At 57.9% G+C, this 20,549-nt stretch carries 17 protein-coding genes and 1 pseudogene; 10 read left to right on the top strand and 8 right to left on the bottom strand.

What is annotated here, in order from left to right:
* Nucleotides 1-20 precede the first annotated feature (20 nt).
* Complete coding sequence (gene der, locus KFZ77_RS14295; protein WP_031520342.1) at nucleotides 21-1,499, top strand: ribosome biogenesis GTPase Der; 1,479 nt, start codon at nucleotides 21-23, stop codon at nucleotides 1,497-1,499.
* A 61-nt stretch (nucleotides 1,500-1,560) separates the two neighbouring features.
* Complete coding sequence (locus KFZ77_RS14290; RefSeq protein WP_264384570.1) at nucleotides 1,561-1,782, top strand: zinc ribbon domain-containing protein; 222 nt, start codon at nucleotides 1,561-1,563, stop codon at nucleotides 1,780-1,782.
* On the opposite strand, the gene KFZ77_RS14285 is transcribed toward KFZ77_RS14290, so the two are convergent.
* The 3 genes from KFZ77_RS14285 to xseA form a co-directional block, all read right to left on the bottom strand.
* Complete coding sequence (locus KFZ77_RS14285) at nucleotides 1,779-2,129, bottom strand: protealysin inhibitor emfourin (RefSeq protein ID WP_031520346.1); 351 nt, start codon at nucleotides 2,127-2,129, stop codon at nucleotides 1,779-1,781. The genes KFZ77_RS14290 and KFZ77_RS14285 overlap by 4 nt on opposite strands.
* Nucleotides 2,129-3,154, bottom strand: coding sequence for a M4 family metallopeptidase (locus KFZ77_RS14280; RefSeq protein WP_264384569.1), 1,026 nt, complete (start codon nucleotides 3,152-3,154; stop codon nucleotides 2,129-2,131). Before KFZ77_RS14280 ends, KFZ77_RS14285 begins: the two co-directional genes overlap by 1 nt.
* A gap of 76 nt (nucleotides 3,155-3,230) precedes the next feature.
* Nucleotides 3,231-4,610, bottom strand: coding sequence for an exodeoxyribonuclease VII large subunit (xseA, locus tag KFZ77_RS14275; protein WP_264384568.1), 1,380 nt, complete (start codon nucleotides 4,608-4,610; stop codon nucleotides 3,231-3,233).
* A gap of 170 nt (nucleotides 4,611-4,780) precedes the next feature.
* Here xseA and guaB point away from each other — a divergent pair, with 170 nt between their 5' ends.
* Together guaB and guaA are read left to right on the top strand one after the other, a co-directional pair.
* Entirely contained in the window at nucleotides 4,781-6,247 is a 1,467-nt protein-coding gene (guaB, locus tag KFZ77_RS14270) for an IMP dehydrogenase (RefSeq protein WP_031520351.1), read from the top strand.
* A 66-nt stretch (nucleotides 6,248-6,313) separates the two neighbouring features.
* Entirely contained in the window at nucleotides 6,314-7,891 is a 1,578-nt protein-coding gene (guaA, locus tag KFZ77_RS14265) for a glutamine-hydrolyzing GMP synthase (protein WP_264384567.1), read from the top strand.
* A gap of 213 nt (nucleotides 7,892-8,104) precedes the next feature.
* Here guaA and KFZ77_RS14260 read toward each other — a convergent pair whose 3' ends face one another.
* Nucleotides 8,105-8,299: a YfgG family protein gene (locus KFZ77_RS14260; protein ID WP_072001979.1), complete on the bottom strand. Its 195-nt coding sequence runs from the start codon at nucleotides 8,297-8,299 to the stop codon at nucleotides 8,105-8,107.
* A 347-nt stretch (nucleotides 8,300-8,646) separates the two neighbouring features.
* On the opposite strand from KFZ77_RS14260, the gene KFZ77_RS14255 reads away from it, so the two are divergent.
* Entirely contained in the window at nucleotides 8,647-10,914 is a 2,268-nt protein-coding gene (locus tag KFZ77_RS14255; protein ID WP_264384566.1) for a bifunctional diguanylate cyclase/phosphodiesterase, read from the top strand.
* 43 nt (nucleotides 10,915-10,957) lie between these two features.
* Here KFZ77_RS14255 and ppx read toward each other — a convergent pair whose 3' ends face one another.
* The 4 genes from ppx to purM all read right to left on the bottom strand — a co-directional run bounded on the left by ppx (nucleotide 10,958) and on the right by purM (nucleotide 16,461).
* The gene (gene ppx / locus KFZ77_RS14250; protein WP_264384565.1) at nucleotides 10,958-12,502 is read right to left on the bottom strand and encodes an exopolyphosphatase; all 1,545 of its coding nucleotides are present in this window, start codon (nucleotides 12,500-12,502) and stop codon (nucleotides 10,958-10,960) included.
* Between the two features lie 2 nt (nucleotides 12,503-12,504).
* The gene (gene ppk1, locus KFZ77_RS14245; protein WP_031520360.1) at nucleotides 12,505-14,565 is read right to left on the bottom strand and encodes a polyphosphate kinase 1; all 2,061 of its coding nucleotides are present in this window, start codon (nucleotides 14,563-14,565) and stop codon (nucleotides 12,505-12,507) included.
* Between the two features lie 219 nt (nucleotides 14,566-14,784).
* A complete protein-coding gene (purN, locus tag KFZ77_RS14240) occupies nucleotides 14,785-15,423 on the bottom strand; it encodes a phosphoribosylglycinamide formyltransferase (RefSeq protein WP_031520362.1) in 639 nt (212 codons plus the stop codon).
* Nucleotides 15,424-16,461, bottom strand: a complete 1,038-nt coding sequence (gene purM, locus KFZ77_RS14235; RefSeq protein ID WP_264384564.1) for a phosphoribosylformylglycinamidine cyclo-ligase — start codon at nucleotides 16,459-16,461, stop codon at nucleotides 15,424-15,426.
* Between the two features lie 266 nt (nucleotides 16,462-16,727).
* Between purM and upp the strand changes: the two genes are divergently transcribed.
* The 5 genes and pseudogenes from upp to KFZ77_RS14210 all read left to right on the top strand — a co-directional run bounded on the left by upp (nucleotide 16,728) and on the right by KFZ77_RS14210 (nucleotide 20,545).
* A complete protein-coding gene (upp, locus tag KFZ77_RS14230; RefSeq protein WP_031520366.1) occupies nucleotides 16,728-17,354 on the top strand; it encodes a uracil phosphoribosyltransferase in 627 nt (208 codons plus the stop codon).
* A gap of 116 nt (nucleotides 17,355-17,470) precedes the next feature.
* On the top strand, nucleotides 17,471-18,760 hold the full coding sequence (gene uraA / locus KFZ77_RS14225) for a uracil permease (protein ID WP_264384563.1): 1,290 nt from the start codon (nucleotides 17,471-17,473) through the stop codon (nucleotides 18,758-18,760).
* Between the two features lie 215 nt (nucleotides 18,761-18,975).
* Nucleotides 18,976-19,454 (top strand): annotated as a pseudogene (locus KFZ77_RS19780) (DUF2778 domain-containing protein).
* Nucleotides 19,444-19,698: a hypothetical protein gene (locus KFZ77_RS14215; RefSeq protein WP_264384562.1), complete on the top strand. Its 255-nt coding sequence runs from the start codon at nucleotides 19,444-19,446 to the stop codon at nucleotides 19,696-19,698. The pseudogene KFZ77_RS19780 and the gene KFZ77_RS14215 overlap by 11 nt, the downstream one beginning before the upstream one ends.
* 145 nt (nucleotides 19,699-19,843) lie before the next feature.
* Entirely contained in the window at nucleotides 19,844-20,545 is a 702-nt protein-coding gene (locus tag KFZ77_RS14210; RefSeq protein WP_236633824.1) for a DnaA inactivator Hda, read from the top strand.
* Nucleotides 20,546-20,549 lie beyond the last annotated feature (4 nt).

Below are 20,549 nucleotides of genomic sequence, written 5' to 3'. Positions count from 1 at the left end.
TGAGTAAAGAGGCTTTCAAAATGGTACCTGTGGTCGCGCTGGTCGGGCGCCCTAATGTTGGAAAATCCACATTATTTAACCGCTTAACGCGCACTCGTGATGCGCTGGTCGCGGATTTCCCGGGGCTGACTCGCGACCGTAAGTACGGTCGTGCTGAAGTAGAAGGGCGCGAATTCATCTGTATCGATACCGGCGGTATCGACGGCACAGAAGAGGGCGTGGAAACCCGTATGGCGGAGCAGTCGCTGCTGGCGATTGAAGAAGCTGACGTAGTGCTGTTCATGGTAGATGCGCGTGCGGGCCTGATGCCTGCCGATGAAGCTATCGCCAAACACCTGCGCTCGCGCGAAAAGCCGACCTTCCTGGTGGCCAACAAGACCGACGGTCTGGACCCGGATCAGGCGGTAGCAGATTTCTACTCTCTCGGCCTGGGTGAGATCCATCCGATTGCCGCGTCGCATGGCCGCGGCGTAACCAGCCTGCTGGAGCAGGTGCTGGTGCCGTGGATGGACGATGTCGATCCGCAGGAAGAAGTGGATGAAGACGCCGAATACTGGGCGCAGTTTGAAGCCGAAAACGGCGAAGGCGTGGAAGAAGAGGAAGAAGACGACTTCAACCCGCAGGATCTGCCGATCAAGCTGGCTATCGTTGGTCGCCCTAACGTAGGTAAGTCCACGCTTACTAACCGTATCCTCGGTGAAGACCGTGTGGTGGTCTTCGACATGCCGGGCACCACTCGCGACAGCATCTACATTCCGATGGAACGCGACGAGCGCGAGTACGTGCTTATCGACACCGCCGGGGTGCGCAAGCGCGGCAAGATCACCGATACCGTAGAGAAATTCTCGGTGATCAAAACGCTGCAGGCGATTGAAGACGCTAACGTCGTAATGCTGGTGATCGACGCCCGTGCGGGTATCTCCGATCAGGATCTCTCCCTGCTGGGCTTCATCCTCAACAGCGGTCGTTCGCTGGTGATTGTCGTCAACAAGTGGGATGGCCTGAGCCAGGAAGTGCGCGATCAGGTGAAAGAGACGCTCGATTTCCGCCTGGGCTTTATCGATTTCGCCCGCGTGCACTTTATCTCTGCCCTGCACGGCAGCGGCGTAGGTAACCTGTTTGAGTCGGTCCGTGAAGCCTATGACAGCTCCACGCGCCGCGTCAGCACCGCGCTGCTCACCCGCATCATGAACATGGCGGCAGAAGACCATCAGCCGCCGCTGGTGCGCGGTCGTCGCGTGAAGATGAAGTATGCGCACGCCGGCGGTTATAACCCGCCGATTGTGGTGATCCACGGCAACCAGGTGAAAGACCTGCCGGACTCCTACAAGCGCTACCTGATGAACTATTTCCGCAAGTCGCTGGACGTGATGGGTACGCCGATCCGCATTCAGTTCAAAGATGGCGACAACCCGTTCGCCAACAAGCGTAATACCCTGACGCCTAACCAGATGCGTAAGCGTAAGCGTCTGATTAAGCATCTGAAGAAAGGGAAGTAAGCCCTCACCCTTACTCTCTCTTTTCGCGAGAGGGTAAGGGGAAACCCCACCCGGAGGCTCTATGGAACTCACCTGTCCTGAATGCGGTAACAGCCTGGTGCCAGCCGACAGCGGTGCGCACTGCGAACATTGCCAGCGCGATTTCACCCCTGAAGCCCGTTGCCCCGACTGCCATCAGCCGCTTGAAGTGCTCAAAGCCTGCGGTGCAGTGGACTACTTCTGTCAGCACGGCCACGGCCTGATCTCAAAAAAACGCGTCGAGTGGGTGCCACTCCCGCGCTAGTCACAGATACAGTCTTCGCCACGCTTCCATAAATTCTGCAACCCCTGCGGCGCCGCATTCTCCGGAACCAGCAACACGATGTCGGCATAGCCCGCGCTGTCATGCCGGGTCCAGACGATCTGGATGCGATAGTAGCGCTGATCGCCCCGCCCTGGTGAATCAGGCTGGCCTGGCGGAAATGCCTGGGGCAGCGCCTGCTGAAGAATATCGAGCAAGCGCTGACGCTGCTCCGCATTCAGCTCAGCCAGCACAATGCGCCGTGGTGCCGAAAGGCGCGGAATAAACGCCACGCCGCCTTCGCGCGCCAGCTCGATCACTGCATCATCGGTCAGCTCGGGCAGCTTCATTACAGTACTCCTGTCGCCTTCCACGCCTCTTCGATGGCGGCCGCTACCCCGGCGTCAAAGCGTCGTTCGCCGTGACCGATGGTCAGCCGGGCAAAGGTAGCGAAATCGGCATCCTGAGGAAGTGAGCGGTCACAAACAGTGTCATACCAGGCCCGGCCTGCTTTCTCCCAGGCGTAGCCGCCCAGCGCTGTCGCGGCAAGATAGAAGGCGCGGTTGGGAATGCCGGAGTTGAGGTGTACGCCGCCGTTATCTTCCCGGGTGCGGATAAAATCATCCATATGCCCCGGCTGCGGGTCTTTCCCCAACAGCGGATCGTCGTAGGCGCTGCCCGGCTCTGACATCGAGCGTAGCCCGGTGCCGTTGATGCCTTCTGCCAGCAGTCCTTCGCCGATGATCCAGTCGGCCTGATCCGCGGTCTGATTACGCTGATACTGCTTTACCAGCGCGCCGAATACGTCAGAGAGTGATTCATTCAGCGCCCCGGCCTGCTCAAAGTAAATCAGGCCTGCTTCGGTTTCCGTCACGCCGTGGCTTAACTCGTGCGCTACCACGTCAATGGCAATGGTGAAGCGATTGAAAATCTCGCCGTCGCCGTCGCCAAACACCATCTGCTGACCGTTCCAGAAGGCGTTCTGGTATTCGCGCCCGTAATGGACGGTGCCCGACAGCACCAGCCCCTGGTTATCGAGCGAGTCACGCTGCCAGTTCTTCCAGAAAAAATCGTGGGTGATGCCGAGGTAATCGTAAGCTTCGTCTACCGCGACGTCGCCATTTGTCGGCTGGCCTTCAAAGCGCACCTGCTCGCCGGGCAACTGCTCCTTGTTCTGCGCGTCGTAGATATCGCGGGTCAGCTGGCCCGCTTCGGAGACGTGCGGCGCAGCAGGTTTCGGAATGCCGTGGGCCATCAGGGTCTGGACGTGGGTCAGGGTCTGGCGCGCGCAGCGCTGCTGCAGTTCAGACCCGTGGTCGATGATTTTACGCAGGATGTAGGGCGGGATTACTGAAGCGTACCGGGATGCTGTCATGCCGATCTCCTTGTTAAGGCGGGTGCCGTAAAAAAAGGAATATCAGCAGTATAGTTAATGACCGGCCCTGATGCCGTTACGGATTTTCCGGTTTACGCTTGCGGGTTTTCTTCGCCGGGGTGACGGTTTTTACTTCGCTCTCCACCCAGCCGTCCTGCACGCGGGTAGTCAGCACGTCGCCGGGCTGCGCCTGACGCGTCTGCTTCAGCACTGCGCCATCCGGTGCCGTGGTGACGCTGTAGCCGCGCGCAAGGGTCGCCAGCGGGCTGACGGCTTCCAGATGGGTGAGGACGCTGCCGAAGCGCTCACGGGTGCTGCTAAGGCGAGCTGCGATAGTCTGGCTGAGACGATACTCCAGCTGCTGATACCGGTTCTGCGCCCGGTGCAGCCGTCCCTGAGGATGCTGCTGATTCAGGCGCTGTTCAGCGCGCTGCTGGCGTTGACTACTCCGGCGCAGTTGGTTATCGAGCGCGCTGCTCATGCGCTGGCGCAGGCGGATAAGCGCGGTCTGCTGACGCGCCAGCCGCAGCTGGGGATGCTGCTGCTGTAGACGGTGCTGAAGCCGGGACTGGCGCTGGGTGCGGCTCACCAGCAGGTAGTCCATCGCCATCTCCAGCCTCTGACGGGCAGCCAGCACCTGGCGCAGCAGCTCCTGCTGGTTGCGGCTTACCACTTCCGCAGCGGCAGAAGGCGTGGGCGCGCGCAGGTCGGCAACAAAATCGGCAATGGTGACGTCGGTTTCATGCCCGACAGCGCTGACCACCGGAATGCGGCTGGCAAAAATGGCCCGCGCCACGCGTTCGTCGTTGAAGCTCCAGAGATCTTCCAGCGAGCCGCCGCCGCGCCCAACGATCAAGACGTCGCACTCATTACGGCGGTTCGCCAGTTCAATGGCACGCACAATCTGCGCCGGGGCGTCGTCACCCTGCACCGCGGTAGGGTAGATAATCACCGGCAGGGAAGGGTCGCGGCGCTGCAGGACGTGCAGAATGTCGTGCAGCGCAGCCCCGGTTTTTGAGGTGATGACGCCCACCTGACGCGCCGGGGCGGGTAGGGGCTGCTTATGCTGCTGCGCAAACAATCCTTCATCCGCAAGGCGCTGCTTGAGCTGCTCATACTTTTGCTGCAGTAACCCTTCACCCGCCGGCTGCATGCTTTCGACGATAATCTGATAGTCACCGCGCGGCTCGTAGAGCGTGATATTGGCGCGCACCAGCACCTGTTGACCGTGCTGCGGACGGAACGTCACCCGGCGGTTGCTGTTGCGGAACATCGCGCAGCGCACCTGGGCAGTATCGTCCTTCAGCGTGAAGTACCAGTGACCGGAGGCGGGCTGGGTAAAATTGGAAATTTCGCCGCTGATCCACACCTGACCCATCTCCTGCTCAAGCAGCAGACGGACGGTCTGATTGAGGCGGCTTACGGTAAAAATAGTGGAGCTGGCGTTTGCTGGCATGTGAGCGGGATCAAATTTTAAATCAGGGGGTTAATAAATCGATAGTAACGTGGAACGACGCATTAGCAAGGTTTTTTCTGAAAAAAGTGTGGAAGCAATCGGTTACGCTCTGTATAATGCCGCGGCAATATTTTATCTGTTCTCATTCACCTCCAGGTTGAGATATTGCCATGCTACGAATCGCTAAAGAAGCTCTGACATTTGACGACGTTCTCCTTGTTCCCGCTCACTCTACCGTTCTGCCGAACACCGCAGATCTCAGCACCCATCTGACCAAAACCATTCGCCTGAACATTCCTATGCTCTCCGCAGCAATGGACACTGTGACCGAAGCGCGTCTGGCGATTGCGCTGGCGCAGGAAGGCGGCATCGGCTTTATCCACAAAAACATGTCCATTGAGCGCCAGGCTGAAGAAGTTAAGCGCGTGAAAAAACATGAGAGCGGCGTGGTCACTGACCCGCAGACCGTGCTGCCAACCACCACCCTTCAGGAAGTGAAAGCCCTCACCGAGCGTAACGGCTTCGCCGGCTATCCGGTGGTGACTGAAGATATGGAACTGGTGGGCATCATCACCGGTCGCGACGTGCGTTTCGTGACCGATCTGAGCCAGCCGGTCAGCGTCTACATGACGCCGAAAGAGCGCCTGGTTACCGTGCGCGAAGGCGAATCCCGCGACGTGGTGCTGACAAAGATGCACGAAAAACGCGTCGAAAAAGCGCTGGTTGTGGATGAGAGCTTCCACCTGCGCGGCATGATCACCGTAAAAGATTTCCAGAAAGCCGAGCGTAAGCCTAACGCCTGTAAAGACGAGCAGGGCCGCCTGCGCGTGGGTGCTGCGGTTGGCGCGGGCGCGGGCAACGAAGAGCGCGTTGATGCGCTGGTTGCCGCTGGCGTAGACGTTCTGCTGATCGACTCCTCCCACGGCCACTCCGAAGGCGTATTGCAGCGCATCCGTGAAACCCGCGCTAAATACCCGGACCTGCAGATCATCGGCGGCAACGTGGCTACCGGCGCAGGCGCTCGCGCGCTGGCCGAGGCTGGCGTCAGCGCCGTGAAGGTGGGTATCGGCCCTGGCTCCATCTGTACTACCCGTATCGTTACCGGCGTGGGCGTTCCGCAGATCACTGCGGTATCTGACGCGGTTGAAGCGCTGGAAGGCACCGGCATCCCGGTCATCGCCGACGGCGGTATCCGCTTCTCCGGCGATATCGCGAAAGCCATTGCCGCTGGCGCAAGCGCGGTGATGGTCGGCTCAATGCTGGCGGGCACCGAAGAGTCACCGGGTGAAATCGAACTCTACCAGGGCCGCTCTTACAAATCCTACCGTGGCATGGGCTCGCTGGGCGCGATGTCCAAAGGCTCATCCGACCGCTACTTCCAGACCGACAACGCCGCCGATAAACTGGTGCCGGAAGGTATCGAAGGCCGCGTGGCGTACAAAGGCCGTCTGAAAGAGATTATTCACCAGCAGATGGGCGGCCTGCGCTCCTGCATGGGCCTGACCGGTTGCGGCACCATCGATGACCTGCGCACGAAAGCGGAATTTGTCCGCATCAGCGGCGCCGGCATCCAGGAGAGCCACGTCCATGACGTGACGATCACCAAAGAGTCGCCGAACTACCGTATGGGTTCTTAAATTTTCTCGCCCGGTGCCAGCACCGGGCGTTTATTTATTGTCAGCTACTTTCTGGAAAACGCGTCAATGACGGAAAATATCCATAAACATCGCATTCTTATCCTCGATTTTGGTTCGCAGTACACGCAGCTGGTCGCGCGCCGCGTGCGTGAGCTGGGCGTCTACTGTGAGCTCTGGGCGTGGGACGTTACCGAAGCGCAGATCCGCGACTTCAACCCGAACGGCATCATTCTCTCCGGCGGCCCGGAAAGCACCACCGAAGAGAACAGCCCGCGCGCCCCGCAGTACGTGTTCGAAGCTGGCGTCCCGGTTCTGGGCGTGTGCTACGGCATGCAGACTATGGCGATGCAGTTAGGCGGCCACGTGCAGGGTTCTGACGAGCGTGAGTTCGGCTATGCCCAGGTGGAAGTGAAAACCGACAGCGCACTGGTACGCGGCATCGAAGACGCCCTGAGCGCCGACGGCAAACCGCTGCTGGACGTGTGGATGAGCCACGGCGATAAAGTTACCGCTATCCCGTCCGACTTCGTGACCGTTGCCAGCACCGAAACCTGCCCGTTCGCCATCATGGCCAACGAGGAAAAACGTTTCTACGGCGTGCAGTTCCACCCGGAAGTGACGCATACCCGCCAGGGCCTGCGCATGCTGGAGCGTTTCGTTATCGATATCTGCCAGAGCGAAGCCCTGTGGACCCCGGCGAAAATCATCGATGACGCCGTAGAGCGTATCCGCCAGCAGGTGGGTAACGACAAAGTGATCCTCGGCCTCTCCGGCGGCGTGGACTCCTCCGTCACCGCCATGCTGCTGCACCGCGCCATCGGCGACCGTCTGACCTGCGTATTTGTCGACAACGGCCTGCTGCGCCTGAACGAAGCCGAGCAGGTGCTGGACATGTTTGGCGACCACTTCGGTCTCAACATCGTTCACGTGCCGGCGGAAGCGCGTTTCCTGGATGCACTGGCGGGTGAGAACGATCCGGAAGCCAAGCGTAAGATCATCGGCCGCGTGTTCGTGGAAGTGTTCGACGAAGAAGCGCTGAAGTTGCAGGACGTGAAGTGGCTGGCACAGGGCACCATCTACCCTGACGTGATTGAATCCGCGGCCTCTGCCACCGGTAAAGCGCACGTCATCAAGTCGCACCACAACGTGGGCGGCCTGCCGAAAGAGATGAAGATGGGCCTCGTCGAGCCGCTGAAAGAGCTGTTCAAAGACGAAGTGCGCAAGATTGGTCTGGAGCTGGGCCTGCCTTACGACATGCTGTACCGCCACCCGTTCCCGGGGCCGGGTCTGGGCGTGCGCGTGCTGGGCGAAGTGAAGAAAGAGTACTGCGACCTGCTGCGTCGCGCCGATGCGATCTTTATCGAAGAGCTGCGCCGTGCCGATCTGTACGACAAAGTCAGCCAGGCCTTCACCGTGTTCCTGCCGGTACGTTCGGTCGGCGTGATGGGCGATGGCCGTAAGTACGACTGGGTGGTTTCCCTGCGTGCGGTTGAGACTATCGACTTCATGACCGCCCACTGGGCGCACCTGCCGTATGATTTTCTCGGCCGCGTCTCCAACCGCATCATCAACGAAGTGAACGGCATTTCCCGCGTGGTGTACGACATCAGCGGTAAGCCGCCTGCGACGATTGAGTGGGAATAATCCCTGCGTCTGTTGCCATTCGTTATCAAGCCCGCAGGATGCGGGCTTTTTTATGGGTGCATTCTGGGCCGGGCAGGGGATATCCGTGCGAGAGGGGTCATCACGTCAGGGCCAACCGCTGGTGCGAGCGTTTTAACAAAACGGTATTAGCGCGTAATCAGGACGCAAAAAATCCCACCCCGCGAAGGGCGTCAAAAAACCGTGGTTAACAAGCTAGCGTTCGGTAGTGGTCGGTTCGATAGTCTGACTGATTTGCTGGATCTGCTGTTTGTCCTGGTGGTGATGCCAGGCGCCAACGGCGGAATAGACGAAGCGGCAGAAAAAGAGGAGGAAGCTGATAAGAAGCACGATGCGCGTCATTCGACTGTTAAAACGATGTCGTCTTCGCATTGCCGTAGCCTGTGTCACGAAATTACCCTTAGTGTTTACCCGGCCTTGCGGGCGATTCGGTTATTAAGTCACAGGGAAGCGGGGAGGTCAATTATTAATCATGTAAAAAAAGGTCAGTTGCGCAGGGTAGCGACGAGATGTGCATTTTTCAGCCTTATTAAGCGCAGCGCTGGCGCGGATCCGGCAATGAAAAAGCGCGATTTGTCTTTTGAGTTCGCCCCCGGAGAGCGGTATCATCTTCCACCGTAGCTACATAATAACCATTATTCTCTACACACCACGGTGGCGCGTGCTTCGTTGCACACAGGTCAGGGTCAGACACCAGCGTGAATCCTCGTCTGGCATACGGTTTTTCTCGAGCATCTATGCACTTAGCAAACTGGTACAAACGTCATAAAGATAAGTGGTGGGGCTTACCCCTGCTGCTGCCGCTGCTGCTGTTGCCGCTGGTCAGGCTCGGTAACACCTATACCACCATGGGCGACAGCACCGCCGTGCTTTACTATCTCCCGGTCGCCCTGTTTATCGCCCTGATGGTGTTTTTCGGCTGGGCAGCACTTCCCGGAATTATGCTGGCGCTGGTGGTACATCATTTAAACGACGTCGGGCCGAAAGAGACCGCCGTGGTGGTAATTCACTTTTTGACCACCATTATTATCAGCTGGGGTTGCTACCGGATATTTGTGCCGCATCGCTACGCCACGCTGTACGGGAATCATCGCGTCGGGGTGCAGCGCCTGTTCTGGCTGGTGCTGTGCAGCGCCTCGCTGTTCCTGATGCTGTTTCAGATGGCGAGCTTCGCCGGATTCTATGACTACCGCACCAGCATGGCGTCACCAAATCCCTTCTCGATACGCACGCTGATTAACTATCAGGGGCTGCTGGTGGGCGGGCTGACCGGGATCCCGCTGTGCTATTTCATCATCCGCGTGATCCGCCATCCACGCTACCTGCGCAGCTTTTTCTCACAGATGCGTAAGCAGTTCGATAAGCGGGTGACGCCGTTTGAAGTGTTGCTCTGGTGCGGAGTTGTGGGATCGCTAATTGCCCTGCTGCTGGTGCCGCTCAACAACAGCAACACGATTTTCAACAGCAATTACACGCTCTCGCTGCTGCTGCCGGTAATGCTGTGGGGGGCGATGCGCTTTGGGGTGATTTTTATCACCGCCGTCTGGACGCCGGTGATCATCCTGTTGACGCACTACTTCTCGCGCTACATTCCCGACTATCAGGGCTTCGACATTCAGCTGGCGATCGCCTCATCGAGCTTTGCGGTGTTCTCGTGCATCATCATCTTTATGGCGTTGGTGAGCACTCGCCAGCGCGAGCTGCATACCCGGGCGCGGCGCGTGGCCTATCTCGACCCGATTATCCAGCTGCCGAACCTGCGCGCGCTGAATCAGGATCTGGCGCGCACCCCCTGGTCGGTACTGTTTTTGATGCGCATGCCCGACCTCGATCTGCTGGGGCGCAACTACGGCGTGATGCTCGGCATCCACTACAAACAGCAGCTGGCGAGCTGGGTGCGGGAGGTGCTGCATCCCGATGAGCTGGTCTATCAGCTGTCGGGGGATGACATGGTGCTGCGCCTGAATACCGAGTTTCACAAAGAGCGCATTGATGAACTGGATAAGCGCATCAAATCTTTCCGCTTCGTCTGGGACGGGATGCCGCTCCAGCCGCAGGTGGGCATGAGCTACTGCTATGTGCGCACCCCGGTGACCCATCTGCCGCTGCTGCTGGGTGAAATGAGCACCATGGCGGATCTGTCGCTGGCGACACATCATCCGGAAAGCTTGCAGCGCACCGGCGCGAATCACGTCCAGCGCGCGGTGAAGATCAAAGTTGAGATGATGAACCGCCTGCAGCAGGCGCTGGATAACGATGAGTTTCGTCTGGTGGCGCAGCGTATTGAGGGCGCGCGCGGGGATCACTACTACGAGATCCTGCTGCGTATGCTGGATGACGACGGCGAGCTGATTACCCCGGACAAATTCCTGCCGGTGGCGCATGAGTTTGGCTTCTCGTCGCGCATCGACAACATGGTGCTGGAGAAAACGCTGCGCTTCATGCATACGCACCGCAAGGCGTTACCCGCCAGCCGCTTCTCCATCAACCTGACGCCCGCCTCGGTGTGCCGCGCGGTATTTACCAGTGAAGTGCGCCAGATGCTGGAGCGCTATCAGGTGGAGCCGTGGCAGATTATTTTTGAAGTGACCGAGAGTAACTCACTCTCCAACGTCGAGCAGGCTAACCTGACGCTCTCCCGCCTGCAGGCGATGGGCTGCCGGGTGGCCATCGACGACTTCGGCACCGGGTATGCCAGCTATGCGCGCCTGAAAAACGTTAATGCCGACATCTTAAAAATTGACGGCAGCTTTATCCGCAACCTGCTCTCCAGCAGCCTCGATTATCAAATCGTGGCCTCCATTTGCCATCTGGCGCGCATGAAAAAAATGCAGGTGGTCGCGGAGTACGTGGAAACAGAATCCATTCGCGACGAAGTGCGCAGGTTGGGTATCGACTATCTGCAGGGCTTTTTGATTGGCTATCCGGTCCCGCTGGAGACGCTGGTCGAGCTGGAAGCTGAAGAAGGGCGTGCAGTCCAGAGCGCGGTTCAGCTTCCTGGCTAATTCGGAAAGATAAAAAAAGCGGCATCCTCTGCCGCTTTTTTATTTACGCCGCCACATCGTCGGGGCTGGCATCCTCTTCAATTTTCAGCCGCCAGCCGGTTACCGCTTCCCAGTACTGCTGCTCACGCTCCAGGTCGAGTAACACCAGCGCGTTCTGGCTGAACCAGTTGTGCGGGAAACGCAGCGTCCAGTGGTTATCATCCGTTTTCAGCGTCAGGGACGGCGGTGTGCTGGTGGCCTGACGCTGGTTGTTAAGCAGCACGCCGAGGCGCAGCAGCTGGATCAGCGGCAGGAACTGCTTTTTCTTGAACAGGGTAAAGCGCGGCAGATCGTCGAGCTTCACCGCCTTGCGATGGCAGCGCACCAGCGTCGCCATCAGCTGCTGCTGCTCCTGGTTGAAGCCAGGCAGGTCGCTGTTCTGCAGGATATAGGCCGAATGGCGGTGCAGGCCGCTGTGATTGATACCCAGCCCCACCTCATGCAGCATCGCAGCCCACTTCAGCAGCGCGGTAAGCTGCGGATGTACCAGCTTCGGATTCTGCTGCTCCCACTGCTGATAGATAAGCGTCGTGGTTTCCAGCACCCGGTGCGCCTGATCGCGGTCAATATGGTACTGGTTCGCCAGACTCTGCGCGGTGCGAATGCGGATATCCTGATGGCGGAAGCGGCCTTCCATCTCATACAGCACGCCTTCACGCAGCGCGCCGTCAGAGAGGCGCAGCTCGCGGATGCCCAGCGCGTCGAACACGCCGCACAGGATCGCCAGCCCCGGCACAAATACCGCTTTACGCTCGTCAGACAGCCCCGGCAGGCTCAGCGCGGCGAAGCTGTTAAAGCCCATGACCGTTTCTGCCAGTTTTTCCAGCCGTTCCGGGGTGATAAGCCCATCCTTTTCGCCCATCTCCACCAGCACTTCATGCGCCGCCTTGATGGTGCCGGACGCGCCCAGCGCGGTGCTCCAGCCGTGAATGCGGTACTGCCAGGCAAGGCTCTCCAGCTTCTGCACCGCCGCCATGCGCGCGCGCTTGAAGTTCTCGCGGCTAATCACGCCGCCACGGAAGAAGTGCTGACCGAAGCTGACGCAGCCCATGCGACGGCTCTCTACCAGCTGCGGTTCAAAATCTTCGCCGATCACCAGTTCCGTCGAACCGCCGCCGATGTCGATCACCAGCTTGCGGCCGCGCTCCGGCTGGGTGTGCTCAACGCCCATAAAAATCAGGCGTGCTTCTTCATTCCCGGAGATGATTTCGATGGGGTAGGGGATAACCTTTTCCGCGCGCTGCAAAAACTCGCTGGCGTTTTGCGCCTGGCGCAGGGTGTGCGTGCCCACGATGCAGACGTTAGCTGCCTCAAATCCCTGCAGGCGCTCGGCGAACAGGGATAAGCAGCTCAGGCCGCGCTCCATGGCCTCTTCACTCAGGGTATTATTCTCATCCAGTCCGTCAGCCAGATGTACGCGCTGCTTCAGGCGACCAATGATCTGCATCGCGCCATCCACCACGCGGGCGATCACCATATGGAAACTGTTTGAGCCAAGGTCAACTGCAGCAAACTCCTGCGGGCGCGGGGCCTGATTCTGTATCGGCATACTTATTCTGGTTGCTCTAGTGATTTGATGTAGTCGTAAATCGCCAGCTGTGCGCGTACTTTGCGGCGGTTGCCGCGCGGCACATAGCGATTGCTCAGCTCTTTATCGATGTAACGCGCTTTTACGGTGTCGCTGAACAGCAGCTCCATAATGTCCAGCACCCGTTGTTTCAGGCGCGGATCCAGTAGCGCGACCGCCACTTCAATGCGGTAGTCGATATTACGCGTCATCCAGTCGGCGGAGGAGAGGTAGACCTTATCGTCGCCGCCATTCTTGAAAATATAGACCCGATCGTGCTCCAGATAACGGTCAACGATACTCATCACGCGAATATTTTCGCTGATCCCTTCCAGTTGCGGGATCAGGGAGCACATACCGCGGATCATCAGGTTGACCGGCACGCCGGAGCAGGATGCCGCATAGAGCCGGTCCACCAGCCCTTTGTCCACCAGGTTGTTCAGCTTCAGGGTGATCCCCGAAGGCTGGCCATTTTGCGCATTTGCGATCTCTTTATCCACCATTTCATACAACAGGCGGCGGCTATTTTGCGGCGAGACCAGCAGGTAGTCGAAATGCACCGGGCGATAGGGGTTTTCGATAAAGTTGAACACCCGACGCACTTCGTTGGTGATGCGCGCATCGGCGGTCAGCAGGGAGTAGTCGGTGTACAGCCGGGCCGTTTTCTCGTTGAAGTTACCGGTACCGATGTGGGCATAACGCACCACTTCGTCGCCTTCCTTACGCGAGATCAGGAACAGCTTGGCGTGAATTTTCAGCCCGGGTGCCGAGAAGATGACGTGCACGCCCGCTTCGGTCAGGCGCTTCGCCCAGTGGATATTGGCCTCTTCGTCAAAGCGCGCCTGCAGCTCCACCACCACCGTCACTTTTTTACCGTTGTGCGCGGCGTGGATCATCGAGTCGATGATGCGCGAATCCTTCGCCACGCGATAGATGTTGATTTTGATCGCCAGCACGCTTGGGTCGAAGGAGGCCTGGCGCAGCAGCTCCAGCACGTGCTCGAAGGTGTGATACGGATAGTAGAGCAGCACGTCGCGTTCGCGAATGGCGTCAAAACCGTTGCGGAACTTATCGAACCAGATATGGCGCAGGCGCGGCAGCGGCTTGTTCACCAGGTTGGCTTTGCCGACGTTCGGGAAACCAATGAAGTCTTTGAAGTTGTGGTAGCGTCCGCCGGGGATGATTGAGTCGTAGTGGGTGATGGTCAGCTTATCGCGCAGCATCTCGACCATCGCATCCGGCATGTCACGCTGATAGACAAAGCGCACCGGCTCAGCGGTCAGGCGCTGCTTCAGGCTGGAGGACATCAGCTCCAGCAGGCTCGACTCCATCTCATGCACCAGATCGTATTCCGCGTCGCGCGTCATCTTCATTGAGTAGGCGTTCAGCGCATCGTAATCGAAGAAGCCTTTGAAGATATCGTCGAGGCAGTAGCGCAGAATATTATCCAGCAGGATCATCGGCTTGCGGCGGCGCGGCGTCTCCGGAGGCAGGTTGACGAAGCGCGGCATCTTATCCGAAGGGATTTCCAGCAGCGCATAGCGGATGTCATCCCCGCGGATAATCTCTACTGCCAGATAGGTGTAATCGTCCTTCAGGAACTGCACCAGGTCGGTGTCGCGATTGATTAATGTCGGAGTAATGTGCTGACGCAGATGCTGTTTAAAGTACTGTCGCAGCCAGGTTTGCTGATTTGGCGAGAGCTGGCGCTCGTTGATGAGGAAGATCTGATTGCGCGCCATCTCCAGCAGCAGATCGTTATACAGGGTATCGAACTCCTGATCCGCTTTCAGCACCCGGGCCTGGATCTTGCCCAGCAGGTGGCGCGAGTGGGAGGTTAATCCCTGTTCTTCGGTGATAAGAATGCGTCGCTTCAGTTCGGCGAAGCGCACCTTATAGAACTCATCCAGGTTGTTGGAATAGATGCCCAGAAAGCGCATCCGCTCAATCAGCGGGTTACTTTTATCCGCTGCTTCCTGCAGAACACGCTCATTGAAAGACAGCCAGCTTAATTCTTTTTCGGTATATAGCTTTTCCTGACCCATTACTACTCACACTCCGGTTGGTAAACGCGGGACGTGACAACGCCGTCTCGTGGTTATTATGGCGAGCTGAACCCGCTTATGTCCAACTATGCCCGATAAGTATGACAGTTATCCGAAAAGGAGAGGGCGGATTGTGCCCGTAACCTGCAGTTGCACGTCCCGTAGCGCTGCGGGAAGGCGCAGAATAAAAAACGCCCTGCCGGGGCAGAGCATGGGGTTTTATTCGTCGGCTGCGTGGCCCTGAGGCGGAAGCTTCTGGCCGTCGAGCCAGGCCTCGTTGTCGCGCATCGCCAGCCTGCCTTCAGCAAACCAGCTCACCACCAGGGGATAGATGGCGTGCTCCTGGGCCTGCACCCGGGCGGTGATGTCCGCTTCGTCATCGCCGTCAAACACCGGCACTTTCGCCTGCAGGATCACCGGCCCGCCGTCCAGTTCGTCGGTGACGAAATGCACCGAGGTGCCGTGTTCGCTATCGCCGTTTTCCAGCACCTGACGATGGGTATGCAGTCCCGGATACTTCGGCAGCAGCGAGGGGTGGATATTGATAAGCCGTCCCGCGTAGTGCGCCACAAATTCCGGGCTGAGAATGCGCATATAACCTGCAAGCACTACCAGGTCCGGCGCATACGCATCGATCTCCAGCATCAGCTCACGGTCAAAGGCGTCACGGGTGGCAAACTGGCTGGCGCTCAACGCATGGGCCGGAATGCCTGCTTCTCTGGCGCGCTCAAGGCCGAACGCGTCGGCCTTGTTGCTGAATACTGCGCGCAGGGTGCCAGCAATTTTTTTACTGGCACAGGCATCAATGATGGCCTGCAGATTGCTGCCGTTGCCGGAGATCAGCACCACGATATTCATTTACTGGATAACCACGCGCTCGTCGGAATCCGAGGCCTTGATGACGCCGATTTTCCAGGCGGTTTCGCCTGCATCGTTCATCAGTTGAATGGCGTTGTCCGCTTCAGCCGCCGGCAGGGCGATCAGCATGCCCACGCCGCAGTTGAAGGTGCGGTACATCTCGTGCTGGCTGACGTTCCCGGCCTGCTGCAGCCAGTTGAACACGGCCGGCCACTGCCAGGAGGACTCGTCGATCACCGCCTGAGTGTTGTCCGGCAGCACGCGCGGAATGTTCTCCCAGAAGCCGCCGCCGGTGAGGTGGGCGATAGCGTGGACATCGCTCTGCGCAATCAGGCTGAGAATCGATTTCACGTAGATACGGGTCGGGGCCAGCAGGTGATCCGCCAGCGGCTTGCCGTCGAGCTCGGTGGTCAGCGGGTCGCTGCCGCTGACTTCCAGAATTTTACGCACCAGCGAGTAGCCGTTAGAGTGCGGGCCGCTTGAGGCCAGCGCCACCAGCACGTCGCCGTCAGCGACTTTGCTGCCGTCGATGATTTCTGATTTTTCCACCACGCCAACGCAGAACCCGGCAACGTCGTAGTCATCGCCGTGGTACATGCCCGGCATCTCAGCGGTTTCGCCGCCGACCAGCGCGCAGCCTGACTGCAGACAGCCTTCGGCAATACCGGTGATGACGCTGGAAGCGGTATCGACATCCAGTTTGCCGGTGGCGTAGTAATCGAGGAAGAACAGCGGTTCCGCACCCTGTACCACCAGGTCATTCACGCACATCGCCACCAGATCGATGCCGATGGTGTCGTGACGCTTGAGATCCATCGCCAGACGCAGCTTGGTGCCGACGCCATCGGTGCCGGAAACCAGTACCGGTTCGCGATATTTTTGCGGCAGTGCGCACAATGCGCCGAATCCGCCCAGTCCACCCATCACTTCCGGGCGGCGGGTCTTTTTCACAACACCTTTGATTCGGTCGACCAGAGCGTTACCTGCGTCAATATCAACACCGGCATCTTTATAGCTGAGAGAGGTTTTATCGGTCACTGCAGAGTCCCCACGCGGTTGCGGTTGGTGGTAAATCAGATGGCCTGTCAGGCTCAGGAAAGGGTGCCATCCGGAAAACGCGGCAATTCTATCAGTGCAGGCAAACGTTTGCGAGCCTCTTGTCTGTACGGTTAGCATTATTGTTCTTTATACTCATTTCCAGTCCGTTTGATTAGGATCAACGGCGCTGGATGTGGCGCGGCGGGAAAAAAGCGGTATAATCCCGCGATTTTTTTTGTGGTTGCCATCTTTTGGGGAGAAAGAGTATGAAGATCGTGGAAGTCAAACACCCACTCGTCAAACACAAGCTGGGGCTGATGCGCGAGCATGACGTCAGCACCAAGCGTTTTCGTGAACTCGCCTCCGAAGTTGGGAGCCTGCTGACTTATGAAGCAACCGCCGATCTGGCAACGGAAAAAGTGACCATCGAAGGCTGGAACGGCCCGGTGCAGGTTGAGCAGATCAAAGGTAAAAAGATCACCGTGGTGCCGATCCTGCGTGCTGGTCTGGGCATGATGGAAGGCGTGCTGGAGCACGTGCCGAGCGCCCGCATCAGCGTGGTTGGCGTCTACCGTGATGAAGAGACGCTGGAGCCGGTGCCCTATTTCCAGAAGCTGGTGTCTAACATCGACGAGCGCATGGCGCTGGTGGTTGACCCGATGCTGGCAACCGGTGGCTCAATGATCGCCACCATCGACCTGCTGAAAAAAGCGGGCTGCACCAGCATTAAAGTGCTGGTACTGGTGGCCGCGCCGGAAGGTATCGCCGCGCTGGAGAAAGCGCACCCGGACGTTGAGCTCTACACCGCCTCAATCGATCAGGGGCTGAATGAGCAGGGATACATCATTCCTGGCCTCGGCGATGCCGGCGACAAGATCTTTGGTACTAAATAAGCGATTTGATAATAAGAGCCGACTTGATAGTCGGCTTTTTTTTGGGCCATAACCCTGGGTGCCTTTTCACGAAGGGCAGGGAATAACGACAACACACAACACGTGAGGAAAACACTATGACGCGCCGTGCTATCGGTGTCAGCGAGCGTCCACCGCTGCTGCAAACCATCCCGCTCAGTTTGCAGCACCTGTTCGCCATGTTTGGCGCCACCGTTCTGGTGCCGATCCTGTTTCACATTAACCCGGCCACCGTGCTGCTGTTTAACGGCGTCGGGACGCTGCTCTATCTCTTCATCTGTAAAGGCAAAATCCCGGCCTATCTGGGGTCAAGCTTTGCGTTCATCTCGCCGGTGTTGCTTCTGCTGCCGCTGGGATACGAAGTGGCGCTGGGCGGCTTTATCATGTGCGGCTTCCTGTTCTGCCTGGTATCGCTGATCGTTAAGAAGGCTGGCACCGGCTGGCTGGACGTAATGTTCCCGCCTGCAGCGATGGGCGCTATCGTTGCGGTGATCGGGCTTGAGCTGGCTGGCGTCGCCGCCGGTATGGCCGGGCTGCTGCCGGCAGAGGGCGCGGCGGCGGACAGTAAAACCATCATTATTTCGCTGGTGACGCTGGCGGTGACGGTGTTCGGTTCGGTGCTGTTCCGTGGCTTCCTCGCCATTATCCCGATCCTTATTGGCGTGCTGGCGGGCTACGCGCTGTCGTTTGCGATGGGCGTGGTGGACTTCACGCCGGTTGCCGAAGCGCACTGGTTCGCACTGCCCACCTTCTACACCCCGCGCTTTGAGTGGTTCGCTATCTTCACTATTCTGCCGGCGGCGCTGGTGGTGATCGCTGAACACGTCGGTCACCTGGTGGTGACGGCGAACATCGTGAAAAAAGATCTGATCCGCGACCCTGGCCTGCACCGCTCTATGTTTGCCAACGGCCTGTCGACCATGTTCTCCGGCTTCTTCGGCTCCACGCCGAACACCACCTACGGGGAAAACATTGGCGTGATGGCGATTACCCGCGTCTACAGCACCTGGGTGATCGGCGGCGCGGCAATTATCGCCATCCTGCTCTCCTGCGTCGGGAAACTGGCGGCGGCAATCCAGATTATCCCTGTACCGGTGATGGGCGGCGTATCGCTGCTGCTGTACGGTGTGATCGGTGCATCCGGTATTCGCGTGCTGATTGAATCGAAAGTGGACTACAGCAAAGCGCAGAACCTGATCCTAACCTCGGTGATCCTGATCATCGGCGTCAGCGGTGCGAAGGTACATATCGGCGCAGCCGAGCTGAAAGGCATGGCGCTCGCCACCATCGTCGGTGTTGGCCTGAGCCTGATCTTCAAACTTATCAGCGTCCTGCGTCCGGAAGAAGTGGTGCTGGATGCGCCGGATGAGGAAGGGAAATCCCGATAAAATTTACGTTAGTTTTAAAGGCTGCCTTGGCAGCCTTTTATTTTGCAGAGGCATAAAGCATTCTTCGGAATGACAATTAAAGTGCCGCCAATGCGCGGCATAATGTCAGCTTACAGGCTGTTACTTCTTCGCATTAATTACCCTTTCTTTACTTATATCTCCCTTACTTTTCGAACGGTAAAATCGCAAGAAACGTAATAGCTGATCGAGATAACATGCTGAATTGCACTTTCTTATTAAACGCAAAGCCAATGTCGACGCTTTGCTGCCCGGGTACGGGATTTTTTCCTGCTTATTCTGGTCTTGCTGGCGTGTATCGCAACAATCCACAGACTATAGATAAAGTTAAAAAAGGTGCATTGCCGGTGGGTAAATATTATATCGTTAGTCGGCCGAACGGCGGGTGGGGTTCCGCGGTACGCGACAGGCTCGCATCATGGGGTAGTGGTTCTGACCGCGATCTGTGGTTTGCATTGTTTAAAGATGTCGGGTTATTGATGATGTTACTTTTATTTATACGGTACAGCGAAGAAGTTTTCGCCTTCATCCTGCCGGCTACCAGGGAATTAGCGAAGGCTGTATTACATTACCCTCATCGAGTGATTTCGCAATATTACGTGACGCGTTACTCAGTAATGAAACCTGTAATCTCACCCCGTTACTGACGGCATTCGGTACGATACATGTCTACTAAATATGACCTGGTGAAATACACTCTACGTGGTTTATTTTTGATTTGTTCTTTTCTGACGTTTTTTATTTTGCTGTTTTTTTATTTTCCGGAGCAGTGGTTTTACTACAGCGTTGTTAATCGTCTGCATCCGGCATTTATCAGCGAAGCTGACTGGGACAATATTTATATGTCAGTATTGTGCGTGCTGGCGCTAATGATAAATGGCCTGACAGTCATCGCATCGCAGTGGCTATTAAAAAAATAAAATCGAGCAATTAATGTGCGCCGGGCCGGTACAGGCTAAGCAGCGCATCGCGGTAAAACCGGGTAAGGATCCTTGCCCGGTTCAACAGCGAAGCGAAACTGTGTTACACTCGCCGCGTATTTTTGTAAGCCCGTTTGAGGTACGTCTGAACACACCGGCTCAGCTCTCGTTGCCACTCTTTCTACCCGATGATGAAACCTTCGACAGTTTCTGGCCGGGTGATAATCCCTCTTTACTTGCCGCGCTGCAGAACGTGCTGCGTCAGGATCACAGCGGTTATATCTACTTCTGGTCGCGGGAAGGGGGCGGGCGCAGCCATCTGCTGCATGCCGCCTGCGCCGAACTCTCTCAGCGCGGTGAAGCGGTGGGCTATGTGCCGCTGGATAAGCGCACCTGGTTTGTGCCGGAAGTGCTGGAAGGGATGGAGCATCTGTCGCTGGTGTGTATCGATAACATCGAATGCATCGCCGGGGACGCCCCCTGGGAAATGGCGATTTTCGATCTCTACAATCGGATCCTGGAATCCGGCCAGACGCGCCTGCTGATCACCGGCGATCGTCCACCGCGCCAGCTTAATCTGCAGCTTCCCGATCTCGCTTCGCGTCTCGACTGGGGGCAAATCTACAAGCTGCAGCCGCTCACCGATGAAGAAAAACTGCAGGCGCTCCAGCTGCGCGCCCGGTTACGCGGCTTCGAACTGCCCGAAGACGTGGGTCGTTTTCTGCTCAAGCGCCTCGACCGTGAGATGCGCACCCTGTTTATGACGCTCGATCAGCTCGATCGCGCCTCCATCACCGCCAAGCGCAAACTCACCATTCCGTTCGTCAAAGAGATCCTCGGGCTGTAAATAA

It is taken from the genome of Siccibacter colletis (genome assembly GCF_025914095.1).
Lineage (GTDB): Bacteria > Pseudomonadota > Gammaproteobacteria > Enterobacterales > Enterobacteriaceae > Siccibacter > Siccibacter colletis.
The sequence above is the reverse complement of the archived record's forward strand: the minus strand, read 5'-3'. Positions and strand labels throughout refer to the sequence as shown.